This window comes from Hydrocoleum sp. CS-953 (genome assembly GCF_002260545.1).
Taxonomy (GTDB): domain Bacteria; phylum Cyanobacteriota; class Cyanobacteriia; order Cyanobacteriales; family Microcoleaceae; genus Trichodesmium.
Genome location: NZ_LGSU01001448.1, coordinates 1 through 13,679 on the forward strand (window position 1 = coordinate 1; position 13,679 = coordinate 13,679).

The following is a 13,679-nucleotide window of genomic DNA, read 5'->3' on the forward strand; positions in this document are numbered from 1 at the left end:
CTAATATTGTCTTGCCTTTTAAGAAACTATCAATTTCTTCAGGAAAAGGCATTGCAATTGCCTTGGCTTTAATAGTAAAATAAAAGGTTGAACCTCTGCTACCTACTTCTGATTTGACAAAGTAAGATGGTGGAGTTCCAGCAATATTTACTATAGATTCAGTCATATAAATATTGTCAATATTTATGTCATTTTTTTTGTTATTAATACCGCCATTGTCATCAATTTTGAACAGGGAGTTGTGTTTTTTGGCTTCTGGCAAATTATTGATTTCTACTGACTGAGAAACCACCCACATTTGACCGTCCATCATTTCACTTAATCTTTGACTAATGGCTAATCCTAAACCTGTACCACCATATTGTCTAGTTGTGGAAGCATCTACCTGAGAAAAAGCTTTAAATAAGCGATCCATTCGGTCTGGAGGAATACCAATACCTGTATCCTTAACGGCAAATTGTATTTCATAGTTTCCTGTAATTTTACCAGGAGTTTTAAAATTAGATATTTCTTCGTAATTTATCTCTTCTAAGAGACTATCTTCTTGATAATTTTCACCAATTTTTCTAGCACTTACAGAAACAACTACTTCTCCTATTTCTGTAAATTTAACAGCATTTCCTAACAAATTTACCAAGACTTGACGCAGCCTTGTCACGTCTCCCACAATCATTACTGGCACTGAATCATCAATTAAACAAGCCAGTTCTAAATTTTTATGTGCTGCCCTTGGTGCTAATAATTCTAGTGCCTCTTCAACACAGCTTCTAACATCCAAAGGACTGTGTTCTAATTCCAGTTTCCCAGACTCAATTTTAGTAAAGTCAAGAATATCATTAATAATAGTTAGCAGTGCATCCCCACTGGTGCGAATAGTCTCCACAAAATCTCGTTGTTCATGGGTTAATTCCATATCTAATAATAAACTTGTCATCCCAATTACACCATTCATTGGTGTCCGAATTTCGTGACTCATCATTGCTAAAAATTCGCTTTTCGCACGGTTAGCTACTTCTGCTGCTTCTCGCGCTTGTTCTAAAGCTTTATTCTGACTTTCTAATTCTTGTTTATGGGTAACTTCTGACTCTAATATTTGTGCTTGAGCTAATGTTAATCCTACCTGAGATGCCACCNTCATCCCAATTACACCATTCATTGGTGTCCGAATTTCGTGACTCATCATTGCTAAAAATTCGCTTTTCGCACGGTTAGCTACTTCTGCTGCTTCTCGCGCTTGTTCTAAAGCTTTATTCTGACTTTCTAATTCTTGTTTATGGGTAACTTCTGACTCTAATATTTGTGCTTGAGCTAATGTTAATCCTACCTGAGATGCCACCTCTTCTAATAAGTCTATTTCATCCTGTTTCCATTGACGCATATAATCACATTGATGTAAATTAATAATGCCATTTGGTTGTCCTTGATAGGAGGTACGAACTGCCAACATTGACCTAACTTTTAGCCTCCGGTACATCGGTGCGGATGATTTTAATAGAGGATCTGAAAATACATCTGGAGAGGCGATCGCTTTGTCTTCTGCTAATAATTGTTCTGTATGAGAATTGTAGGTAACAGCAATATCTAAATCCAATGTTGATTCATAGTTTGCTTCCAAATATTCAGCGACACAAGGTAGGTGTGGATAGGGTTCAGCAACATAGCTATGAATTGAACAACGGTTAACTCCAAATACTCTTCCAATTTGGGTAGCAGTAGTCTGAACAATTTCTTTAGTATCTAACTTTGAGCAAATTTCTTGGGTAATTTGTTTGAGTAATAAAAAGTGCTGATATTTTGTTTGCAAAGCTTCTGTCTCATCTTGTCGCAACAATTCACCGCCAATATAAGTTGCCATTAATTTTAAAACTTCTATATCTGTTGCACTCCATTTATTCTTGGCAAAACGACTGGTAAAACTAAGAGTACCATAAACTCTTCCTGAGACAAAAATTTTAGTACCAATATAAGATGCGACACGACGCACAGTATAAGCTGGATGATGTCGCCACTGAGAATCTTTAGCTGATTCGATTGCGAGGGGTTCATTGTATCGCAATACTTCCCGGTCAAATGTTTGTTCCAGGGCGAAAGCGTCTCCTTTAGCTATTCCAAATAGGAAGTATTCTGGTAGATGAGCTGCAATAACTTCATAACGTTCTCCTAAAACTTGCCCTAATAAACCTATATCCATACCAAAACGACGGCATCCCATTTCAAGCAATGCAACTATTCTGCTTTCAAAGGAACTACCTGCACCTGTAGTGACTTCATACAGTTCTCTGATTGCTTTTTCACGCGCTTGTAAGTGTTGTTGGGTGGCGATATTTGCAGAAATATCACTTAGGGTACTTACCATACCAGTAATATTATCTTCGCTATCAACTACCAATGTACTCTTCATTTCTATTGGACAATAGTTTCCGTTTTTGGTTAACAACTTTAATTGATAGCAACCTGCAATTAATTTGTTACTAATAATAGCTAACTCTGTATTTTCTGGATTATTTTCTATATCTTCTGGATGAATATAGTCTAAAAAATTCTTACCCAAACTATTTTCGGGTGTAAAACCTGTAATTTTTTCCCATGTATTATTTAAAAAAATTAAGTTACCTTTAGCATCAGTTTGCCAAACTATTTCTTGAAAATTATTAATTATTTTGCTATAATTTTCTACTTGAGACCGTTGTTGTATTTCTGTTTCTTTTGCCTGAGTAATATCAACAAAAGTTCCCACCATTCTCACTGGCGTTCCTGATTTCCATATAGCTTTTCCCCTGTCTAAAATCCAGATAAAACGATTATCTTTACATTTAATTCGATATTCTATTCGATAAGTTGGATTTTTTTTAGCTAAGTGTTCTTGAACAGCAGCACTCACTTTATCTATATCCTCTGGATGAATTCTATTTAACCATTCATCGATTTTGTGAGAAATTTCATCATCTGTATAGCCTAAGATCTTTTTCCACTGAGAAGAGTAGAAAATTTCATTAGTTTTGATATTCCAATCCCAAACTCCATCTTCATTTCCTTCAATAGCTAGAGCTGCAATTTCTTGTTCTTTCAAGTGACTTTCTGCTAATTTTTGCCGTTCAATGGCAGATTTTTTAAGTTTTTCATCGGCTTGATGCAGTTGGATAGATGTTTGTTCTATATAATTATGAAAACGAATTAATGATTGATATAATGATTTGCCTAGAAGTATTTGTTGAATAATTTTTGTCGGAGTAATAAGATTACCTATCTTGCCTGTAGAAGTTTGCACAATTAGAGGTAGTAGGTAATAATTTTTTTTCATTAAACCTAAAGCTACTTCTAGGCTTGCATGGGAGCGTATTAGGACAGGTAAGTTGTTACAAACTATCTCCGCTTTAGTTTTATTAAAGTCTATTTTTAATGCCTGTAGTTGTACTATATCTCTACTACTAATTGTACCTAGAATTTTGGTTGATTTTTGATGTTGTGAATTTTGTTTTTTTGGGTTACTTTCAGTCTGATTTTTAGGTTTGTTTTCTTTGGCTTCGATAATCAGAATATAACTGACATTATGGGTAAACATCAGTTGGGTAATTTGCCTAATTGATAAAGATAATGAAGCTTGGATAACTTGAGATTCATGGATTTCTTCTAACTGATTAATTGAAATTAATTTGGCTGGTAATTTTAAGTATGAATCAAAAGTTATTTTGAGAGGTAATGATGAATGCTTCTGATTTTTTACTACATTATCCTGGACTTCTAAATCTTGATTAACAGCAATATTTTGATTATTTAATGATTTATTTTGACTATTGACTATTGATTTTTGACTTTTGTTATTTGGATCGGGCTGATTAAAAATAAAACTACGGCCAGTAACTAGGCCAATAAGTTCTTCTAAGTCATCAACGATTGGTAGGTGGTTGATTTGATGTTTTTCTAGTAGTGCAAAGAGAGCAAAAATATCTGGAATTTCCGATAGTTGGGCTGTTATTATGGATCTAATCATAATTTGAGCAATCGGAAATCCACTCAGAGGAGCGCCGATAGAGGCTAACTGTACTAAGTCTCGCTCAGTAAATATACCAATGATTGGCCCTAAAGATTGTACCCTTGTATCTGGAGAATGGGAATTCTCAATTTGGTCTGGGGATTCGGCACTGCGATCGCCTGGTTCTATCGCAGAAGAAACCAGGATGGTCTCACTGGTAGGAGATGGTTTTTCTATGATTAGCACACAACTTGAACTTGTACTACTCATGGAGACAATGACATCTTCTACAGGAGTTTCTGGTGTAGCGGTAAGAGGATGGTAATCGATAGCCTGACTGATGGAGGGAATAAACATCTTGCAATTACTCTGATGGTGTTTGCTAAAAATTGTCAATGTGGGTTTTCGTCCCGAATAATGCAATTTTGGAGGTTTCCTTTGGTGGGAGTAATATAACTGTTCGGTCATAACTCCCCCTATTTCCAGAATATTTCCTAATTAATGTTAATTCCCACATTTTGCAGCTAATTATTAATCAGGGACGTAATTGTTAACTAACAACTGATAAATTGAAACATTGACACCCTTAATATTAATTTTATGGGTTTTAAACCTAATTTATGTAGTCTGCACCTGATAATTTGATTCTCTTTTGGACCAGTCGTCAAAGTAAATGCTGAAAATATGCTGAAACTTTATGCCAGGATTAAGCCTAAAAAAATATGTAGAAATATTAATATTTGCTGACCCTTTACAATATCATTTACTCTGACTTTTGTCAAGATATATTTCTATAGTATATATATTATTAAAATTTGATAGTTCTGAGGAACTTCATAAAAAGTAAATAGACAATTATTAAGTAATTAATCAGTTAGAAACTGCTGGAGTGAATATACTGTGACTTTTGAAGAGCTGATTCAGAAGGGAGGCCCTGCTATGTGGNTCCGAAAAGTTCTGAGGAACTTCATAAAAAGTAAATAGACAATTATTAAGTAATTAATCAGTTAGAAACTGCTGGAGTGAATATACTGTGACTTTTGAAGAGCTGATTCAGAAGGGAGGCCCTGCTATGTGGCCTCTATTAGTTTTATCAATTTTGTCCCTAAGTACCATAATCGATCGCCTCTGGTTCTGGACAAATCTATTAATTAAGGAAAAACAAACGGTTAACCGGGTATTAGAGGCGGCACGCCGGGACTGGAGTATAGCAACAGAAATGGCGAGACGTACCCTAAAACAACCTATTGGTCGTTTTCTCTACGCACCTTTACGGTTACAAAACCCAGAGCCAGAAGTGTTTAAATTGGCACTGGAGGCAGCCGCCGATGATGAGTTGGCCTCGATGCGAAAGGGAGATAAGTTATTGGAAGGGGTAATTGCTTTGGCTCCCATGTTAGGCTTACTGGGTACTGTTTTGGGTCTGATTGGTTCCTTGGGTTCGATTCGCCTGGGTGACTTGGGTACTTCTTCAACTGCTGGAGTAACAGTAGGTATTGGTGAAGCTTTAATTAGTACGGCTGCTGGTTTGGTAGTAGCTATTTTTAGTCTGGTATTTTATCGATTATTTCAAAGTTTGTTATTTAATCAAATGAAGGTTTTTCGGAAAGCTGGAAATGAGTTGGAATTGCTCTACCGACAATATTGGCAACAGCTATCTTTAAATAAGTACAATTCACCAGATAAAAATACTTATTTTTACTCTTCATGGGTGGAGAATTCTCGAAATACTTCAGATACTTTAGAACAGGATAAAAAGCCAAAAGATTCTTCACCGGAAAGTGATGTTGAACAACCTCCAGATGAGCCTAATAATAACTGAATAAAAATCTAGCAATTATAGCATTCAGCTATCAGCTATCAGGTTTTTGTAGTGGTATAAAACAAAAAAGCAAATTATTTATTGAAACAAAATAATATTGACTTGAAAAAATATGAAACTTAATCAAGAGTTTGCTAGTGAAGAAGTTAGGATTGAATTAATACCTCTAATTGACGTAATTTTTTGTATTCTGACTTTCTTTCTTTTAGCTGCTTTACAGTTAACCCGTCAGCAAGCAATTAATGTTGATTTACCAAAAGCTAGCACGGGTAAACCTCAATCACAAGATATGTTACTTGTGAGTGTGAATGAGGTGGGAAAAACTTTTATTGAACAACAACCTGTAAATGCTGCGGAACTGGAAAAGTTTGTGCGTAGATATAATCAGGTTAATCCCAGGGGGGTTGTTGTATTGTATGCTCCTAAAGAGGCAAGATACAATGATGTTGTGCAAGTTTTAGATTTGTTGCGAGAGGTGGGAGGCGATCGTGTAGCTCTAGCAACTTTACCTGGTTCGCCTCAAACTGGTGCTGGCAATACTTCTGGGCAGTCAGTTACTCCCTCTGAGTCTGACGAAAAACCTACTCCAGCAAGAACAGTCGATCCTAATGAATATAAGTTACCTCCTGCTCCTGGAACATCACAATAGAGTCATTTTAGTTAGTAGTAACAATTCGCGAAGTGTCACTACATCAGCTATCAGCTCAAATCAAAACTATTGGTTGTAAAAGATTTTAATTTTATTAATGTCCTAATACTTTTTTATAGTGCTATATAAAAATCTTTTGCTTGTTGCCTATTTTTGCTAAAAGTCAATCATTAAGAAACCGGGTTTGTTTTAGACATATCACAATACTGATATCTGTTTGCACAAGCCCGGTTTCCAGTTTCTTTACTGTTTTATCATCAATTCCCGTTAAATTAAAGATAATAACGGGAAAATGTTAATATACCTCTATATTGTTTTAACTAAAAAAAATTTAAACTTGATTTGAACCTACTTCCAGTAATTTTTCCAATCTTGCCGTTGACCAGTATTCCGTAGGGTAGGCGATCGCAAAAATAGACGAAAGTCGAATCAACCATGTCACCTGCTTAAAANCCCGAAAACCTCTATATTGTTTTAACTAAAAAAAATTTAAACTTGATTTGAACCTACTTCCAGTAATTTTTCCAATCTTGCCGTTGACCAGTATTCCGTAGGGTAGGCGATCGCAAAAATAGACGAAAGTCGAATCAACCATGTCACCTGCTTAAAAGAATCATCTTCTTCGTCATATTCATCTGGTGGCACTAAGACCATAATTTCTACAAAATCTTTTGTTAAAGTAATAGGGAAACCATAGTAACTTTCCTCAGCTTCAATGCGGACTTTACTACCATTTTCTAATGCTTCTTTTAATCTTTGGTAGAGAAGATTAGACTTTTTTAATTTGTCTTTTTTGGCCACAATTATTCTCCCTAAGTCTTATGTTGCAATTTAGCACTTTTAAAAGTACATAAGTACAACTGCACAATTAACTCAGAAGCAGTCCCGACAGTTGCAACTGACCAAAGTTAATTGTATCTGCTTGAATTTTAACGCGATTGGGAACTTTTTTAACGCCTTCATCGCTTAACCGCATTCGATTGTCAGGAAATCCGTACATGGTTGTGGATGGGTTGAGGTACTCCCAGTGCTAATACCAATTGGAAAAAAATTGCTACTAGCAAAAAAATCTAGCTTCTTTTCCGGGTTGATTATTAATCAAATAATGAAAATACAAAATGGTATTAGCCTTCTTCCTTCCTACTTCTTCCGAATTACAAATTCATATTTTCCAGACTTGGCACATTGACCTTCTTACTTCCTCCTTCTTACTTCTTACTTCTTACTTCTTCGTTATTCCGAATTACAAACTCATATTTGCCCGATTTAACACTAGGTTTAACTTGAACTAATACTGACTTATCCTTGTCGAGAAACTGGCGATCGCCTAACTCTCCAAACTTAATTTTTCCTGTTACTCCTTCTACAGAAAAATCACGACTAGATAAAATTCTTTGTAACTGTTTACGAGAATAATTACCCATCATTTCATCCATTGCTTTAATAATAGTTTTAGTTGCATCATAAGATGTAGCAGTACGCCAACTAACTTCAGCATTCCAAAACTTTTTAGCTGTTTGAGCAAATTCAGAATTAGGGTAACGATGNTAATTTTTCCTGTTACTCCTTCTACAGAAAAATCACGACTAGATAAAATTCTTTGTAACTGTTTACGAGAATAATTACCCATCATTTCATCCATTGCTTTAATAATAGTTTTAGTTGCATCATAAGATGTAGCAGTACGCCAACTAACTTCAGCATTCCAAAACTTTTTAGCTGTTTGAGCAAATTCAGAATTAGGGTAACGATGCCAGGGAATAGCAATACTTAAATTTGTTTTATATGCTTGTTGACCAGCATCTTTTAATACCCTAGGATTATAAACAGAATCTCCACCCAATAATTTCAATCCTTTGGCATTATCAATTATGCCTATGGTATTACTTAAAGTTCTGTCTGTAGCAGGAACTAAAAGCATTATTTCTGCACCTTGATTTTTTGCTTCTTCCACACAGTCATTAGCACTAAAATTTCCGAGTGAAATATCACATTTATGTACAAATTTTGCTGGTAGTAATTTCTCAAATTCTTTAGCTAGAGANCCCAATAATTTCAATCCTTTGGCATTATCAATTATGCCTATGGTATTACTTAAAGTTCTGTCTGTAGCAGGAACTAAAAGCATTATTTCTGCACCTTGATTTTTTGCTTCTTCCACACAGTCATTAGCACTAAAATTTCCGAGTGAAATATCACATTTATGTACAAATTTTGCTGGTAGTAATTTCTCAAATTCTTTAGCTAGAGATTGACTGTAACTATTCCCAGGTATATAGGCAACTGCTATTTTTTTATCTACCCAATTTTGTTTGCTTAGATAACTAAATAAAGCTTGACTTGCCAAACGGTCGCTCGGTGAAATGTTAAATACAAATTTACCAAAATTTTTCAAATGAATAGAAGTGCTAGTAGGAGAAATAGCCACAAGTTTAGCTTCGTTATAAATATCTCCAGCTTGTAAAGTCATATCACTGGAATAGTGACCAATAACAGCTAAAATTTTCTCATTTTCTGCCAGAGCGCTAGCAATTTTTTCAGCAGTTTTTGGCAGATATTCATCATCAGCAATAGTAACTTGTATAAATTTACCATTCAAACTACCAGAGCAATTTAGTGTACTTTCAATATTTGTAATAGCTAGAGAAATTTTATTCAAACCACAATTAAATTCACTTTGAGCTTGAGCAACTCCTCGCAAAATCTCCTGAGCAATATCTGACTCCTGACTAATTGGAATACTTACGGCAATTTCTATCTTTTCCCCAATATTAGTATTAGACTTTTGTTGAGCAATTGCATTATTCAAATAAATCAAAGTTTCCGGGTCATTTTTCTTGACTTGGAGAGACTGACGAAATTGAGCGATCGCCTGACCAAATTTGCCACTATTAAACTCCTGAATTCCCATTTCTTTTTCAGGGGTTTTCACTGAAGAAATTAAGAGCTTTTCTCCCTGACTAATATTTTGATAAATGTCTGGTGTTTGTGTAATATTTGGAGGTTTATTTTCAAGTAAATTTATCGCCAAAATTGCCAATAAAAATCCGGCTGTCAACCCTAACGGTAGCTTAAATTTATTGATAAATTTTTGCCATGAATTTGGATGAATTAACTGCTGCCAATTCAGAGAATTAGACAAAGCTGTTTCTTGAATACAAATAGTAGGCAACCACATCGCCCCTGGATAAAGCTTTTCAAAATGTTCTAACCTTCCTTTTGCTATTTGCACAGACTCAAATAAGGATTTATTATTAGCAAACTCCGCGAAAAAATACTCCAAAAACTTCACTGCTACCATGTCAGGAACAGGTTCTCGCATAACAATAATTCGTGATAAACCAAGGTTAGCCAATTGATTTGCTAAACCCAAACCATCACAAGAATTAAAAATTGCTAATTGCAACCCTTTATCTATTGCATATTTCAAAGAATTTTTAAACTCTTCAATACTTAATCTATCCTCCTCATTCAAATCTATCCAACCAATTGAACCATCTTCTTTACTACAACTATGACCAGCAAAAACTAAGATATGATAACCAGGTTCTTCCCGCAAAGTATTAGATAAAATCTCCCTAGTTGGTTGATTTAAAAATTTTATTTCCGCACCCTTTTCTTTTAACTTTTGAATTACCTCTAAATCTAACTCTGTATTAATACCATCACTCTTGCCAACTATTGCAATAATTCTTACTTTCGATAATTTACGAACTCCTTTAAATCTACCCTTACCCTTAACTCGGATAGCAATTTCTGTTTGAGGAAAACGAGACTCAAATAAACTCCATTCTTGCCAAGGAATTCGACATAAATTAGGATTTTGAATATCCAAAAATAAGCGAATTTCTTCTCCAGAAGATTGTAGAGAACTTAAAACAGCAATTAACTCATCTCGTATAGGTTGCCAACTACTCTCACCACTATCCAGCCATTGATTAAGAGTAATTTTAACTTGTTCTTTTTGTTCAGAACTAGAATAATTAATGACCGATTTTGGACTAAGGCGAGTTGCTACTTTCCGCACATCTTCTAACTCATAGTAAGCTTCTTTCCATTCTTTAAAAGATGTTTCTAGTTGAGAAGGTAAACATGGCAACAAACCATCAATGGAATGAAAATTAGTATCTTTAGTATTTTTCGGNTAAGCTTCTTTCCATTCTTTAAAAGATGTTTCTAGTTGAGAAGGTAAACATGGCAACAAACCATCAATGGAATGAAAATTAGTATCTTTAGTATCTATTAAAGTTAAAGTTACATGAAATTTATCATTAACACTATCAATCAGTTTAATTTTAATTATTTTCATAGTTATAGTAATTCCTATACTGGTAAGGTACAAAATTCGCTTGTTTTAGACAACAAGGAACAGGGGATAGAATAGAAATAAAGATAGGTATAGGTGTACTTCATTAGTCTGAGAAACGCTATAGTCATTCTGAATAAGACTGGGACGAGTTTTCCCTTGCCTAGAAAGGGTTTCAGCCAAAAAAGTGTTTCATCCTTATTTGAAATGACTATATATCAAAATAATTGGGTCTAAAGTTCCGCATTTTAAGGCAAAATGTTTTTGGAAGATTACTCAAAATCTCTATTACAAAAACAATTTCTGTAAGGGCGAATGGCCATTCGCCCCTACTAACTTCTAAATTCATTAACCATCCTCTTAAACTACAAAATTTTCTCTAATTACTTGCTCACCTAAATTCATTTCTACAGTAAATTGTTCTTGAGGTTTACAGCCAAATTCTAATTGTATCCAATCATCTGTTTCCCTCGCTTCAGCTTCCATACAATAATTGCCAGACTCATCCAATATTTGCACTTGTAAACCAATAGGTAAATAGAGAATTTCATCAACAGGATAAAGCCTTACACAAATATCTATTTCTTCCTCAAATTTAGCTGTAACTTTTACCACGAATACTGTAGCTTGCTGAGTTGCTCCACTACCCCAATTAATAATTTTTCCACAACTAATAGTTGGTACTTCTGAATCTGAAGTAGTTTTCCTTAAACTTCTCATATTAGTATCAGGCAATAATTCTGAAGGTTGCCATTCTGTCTGGAAAATTCCGGCAAACCACTGCCGTAAGTTAATAAATTTTTGACACCAATCAATTTCGTCAATTAATGTGTCTAAAGAATCTATTTCACTCACAAAAATAGATTCTTGAAATTGGTTAATCTNTAGTTGGTACTTCTGAATCTGAAGTAGTTTTCCTTAAACTTCTCATATTAGTATCAGGCAATAATTCTGAAGGTTGCCATTCTGTCTGGAAAATTCCGGCAAACCACTGCCGTAAGTTAATAAATTTTTGACACCAATCAATTTCGTCAATTAATGTGTCTAAAGAATCTATTTCACTCACAAAAATAGATTCTTGAAATTGGTTAATCTTTCTTCCAGAAACAAATCCCAATAGTTGTACTTGGTTTAAATCTTCCTCAAATTGAACTGCCAGATAACCAATTCTATTTTCGGTAACTTCTGGAGGTAAATCAAACTCTTTTTCCCCAGGCAATACCGGACGACATTCTAATTTGCCAATATTTGGTAAAACTAGGTCAGCTACATTAAATATTGCTCTCGAAGTAGGATTCCAACAATCACTTTGCTGAATAGCTGTTTGAATATTTATCCATTTGAAATAAGTTTCCACTGCCACAACAGCAAGAGTATTTAGATAAACTTGTTTTCCTTTTTCTGGAGTTGCTTGTTCGGCTGCAAATTTTGTTGCGTATTGATGAGCTTCGGGAGTTAAATAAACTGTTAATGGTTGTGCTAAAGTTAGGGTCATGGTTGTTCTCCAAATTTACTACTAATTTCTTGTAACAAAGGAAGACATTTGCGCTTCNGGAGTTGCTTGTTCGGCTGCAAATTTTGTTGCGTATTGATGAGCTTCGGGAGTTAAATAAACTGTTAATGGTTGTGCTAAAGTTAGGGTCATGGTTGTTCTCCAAATTTACTACTAATTTCTTGTAACAAAGGAAGACATTTGCGCTTCCAGTGAGAATAAAGGGTTTGGTTACTAATATTAATTTCTCTAGAAATATTAGATATTTTTTGTTCTTCTAATAATAACCGAATGGCTAATACATGACAGTTACATTCAGGATGTTTTTTAGGATGAGATTTTTTAAGTTTTTCTTCTGGGTCTTTCTTAATATATTCCTGAACTGCAAGACCTTGCCTTTGACGTTTGGCTTGTTGTAGTTCAGCAATTTTAATTTCCAATAAACTGAGAGTATTAGCTGGTAATTTTTCACCTAAAGTTGTTGACTGTCCTTCATCATCATTAATAGGTTTATCTATACTCTCATTTTGATATTTATTATCGGCAATATATAAATCTCGGACGCGCCATTTCAAATAACCATTAATCCAAATTACAAAACTTTTTTCCCAAGGAGAAGTAGGATTAAAGTTTTGAATATTTTTGCTTGCCCATTCTAAAGTACGATTAAAAGCTTCTGGATAATTTTGGTGAGATGACCTATATAATCCTGGTAGTTGTTGGATTAGTATCAGTAATCTATTTAAAGCTTTCTGGCGTTCTGGACTAGGGTTTTGAGATTGACATATTTGGGTAATTAGGTCTCGCAGTTGGTCTTCCACGGCGATCCTCCTATAACAATGGTTGAATGTTCTGAGTTTAGCCCATCAACCACAAATATATATTTGGCTTACCTTAATTTTTAACCCTCTCCTTTTTATATATCTGCCTGTCAAAAGTTTTTTATGATTTGGAGGGTATGATTAGATTTTTGATTTTTAAATTAGGGGGTAAGGAATTGTAGGGACGTTCCATGGAACGTCCCTACTACAAGAACATTTTTTTTATTCGTGAACAAGATGCTCACAGTAGGTATTTTCTAATCGCTGCAATTTCTTTTTTTGCCCACTCCCGCATTTGTTCGTCTGGGTCGTTTTCTGCTCTGTCTTGTAATAGTGGGAGGGTTTGCGGATGGTCTGGGTAATGTTTGACTATTGCCTCTAGTGCAGTTTGTCGAGGGTTGTCTTCCCAGTCTTCTTCCTCTTTACAAGGATCGTTGAGGGCAGTGTTGTAAAACAATTCAAATATTCCGGGTTCATGTTTCCAACCATTTGCTATTTGTCGGACTGCTTCACGTCGCACAGTCGAACTATCATCAGACACTACCCGTTGTTTGAGTAATTCAAAAGTTTCTGAGTTATCTTTCCAACCAGTTGCTATTTGTTGAACTGCTTCACA

The 13,679-nt window shown here is 34.8% G+C and carries 7 protein-coding genes and 5 pseudogenes; 2 read left to right on the top strand and 10 right to left on the bottom strand.

The features are described from left to right. From AFK68_RS40260 to AFK68_RS47060, 3 genes and pseudogenes are all read right to left on the bottom strand, one after another. The coding region (locus AFK68_RS40260; protein WP_371357626.1) for an ATP-binding protein at positions 1 to 1,133 on the bottom strand (1,133 nt) is incomplete at both ends. Position 1,134: 1 nt separating this feature from the next. After that, positions 1,135 to 2,719 (bottom strand): annotated as a pseudogene (locus AFK68_RS47055) (GAF domain-containing protein); the annotation flags it as partial. Next, positions 2,708 to 4,441 (bottom strand): annotated as a pseudogene (locus AFK68_RS47060) (PAS domain-containing protein); the annotation flags it as partial. The pseudogenes AFK68_RS47055 and AFK68_RS47060, both read right to left, overlap by 12 nt. A 604-nt stretch (positions 4,442 to 5,045) precedes the next feature. Here AFK68_RS47060 and AFK68_RS30470 point away from each other — a divergent pair. Then, positions 5,046 to 5,795 (top strand): MotA/TolQ/ExbB proton channel family protein, encoded by a 750-nt coding sequence (locus AFK68_RS30470; protein WP_371357627.1) that lies wholly within the window; start codon positions 5,046 to 5,048, stop codon positions 5,793 to 5,795. Positions 5,796 to 5,907: 112 nt separating this feature from the next. Then, complete coding sequence (locus AFK68_RS30475; protein WP_094677699.1) at positions 5,908 to 6,444, top strand: biopolymer transporter ExbD; 537 nt, start codon at positions 5,908 to 5,910, stop codon at positions 6,442 to 6,444. A gap of 489 nt (positions 6,445 to 6,933) precedes the next feature. Here the strand turns inward: AFK68_RS30475 and AFK68_RS30480 are convergent, their stop codons facing one another. The 7 genes and pseudogenes from AFK68_RS30480 to AFK68_RS30510 form a co-directional block, all read right to left on the bottom strand. Next, positions 6,934 to 7,245, bottom strand: coding sequence for a hypothetical protein (locus AFK68_RS30480; RefSeq protein WP_094677701.1), 312 nt, complete (start codon positions 7,243 to 7,245; stop codon positions 6,934 to 6,936). A 407-nt stretch (positions 7,246 to 7,652) separates the two neighbouring features. Then, positions 7,653 to 7,991, bottom strand: a pseudogene (locus tag AFK68_RS30485) (ABC transporter substrate-binding protein); the annotation flags it as partial. 498 nt (positions 7,992 to 8,489) lie between these two features. After that, a pseudogene (locus tag AFK68_RS47065) lies at positions 8,490 to 10,471 on the bottom strand (ABC transporter substrate-binding protein); the annotation flags it as partial. Between the two features lie 639 nt (positions 10,472 to 11,110). Next, positions 11,111 to 11,605, bottom strand: coding sequence for a DUF1822 family protein (locus AFK68_RS47070; RefSeq protein ID WP_168186716.1), 495 nt, complete (start codon positions 11,603 to 11,605; stop codon positions 11,111 to 11,113). Positions 11,606 to 11,635: 30 nt separating this feature from the next. Continuing rightward, positions 11,636 to 12,245 (bottom strand): annotated as a pseudogene (locus AFK68_RS47075) (DUF1822 family protein); the annotation flags it as partial. A gap of 146 nt (positions 12,246 to 12,391) precedes the next feature. Further along, on the bottom strand, positions 12,392 to 13,063 hold the full coding sequence (locus AFK68_RS30505) for a hypothetical protein (protein ID WP_094677711.1): 672 nt from the start codon (positions 13,061 to 13,063) through the stop codon (positions 12,392 to 12,394). Positions 13,064 to 13,304: 241 nt separating this feature from the next. Next, the coding region (locus AFK68_RS30510) for a HEAT repeat domain-containing protein (RefSeq protein ID WP_143438451.1) at positions 13,305 to 13,679 on the bottom strand (375 nt) is incomplete at its 5' end.

Coding starts and splice junctions, on each gene's coding strand:
- AFK68_RS30470 (WP_371357627.1), top strand. CDS start 5,046: ATGTGGCCTCTATTAGTTTTATCAATTTTGTCCCTAAGTACCATAATC.
- AFK68_RS30475 (WP_094677699.1), top strand. CDS start 5,908: ATGAAACTTAATCAAGAGTTTGCTAGTGAAGAAGTTAGGATTGAATTA.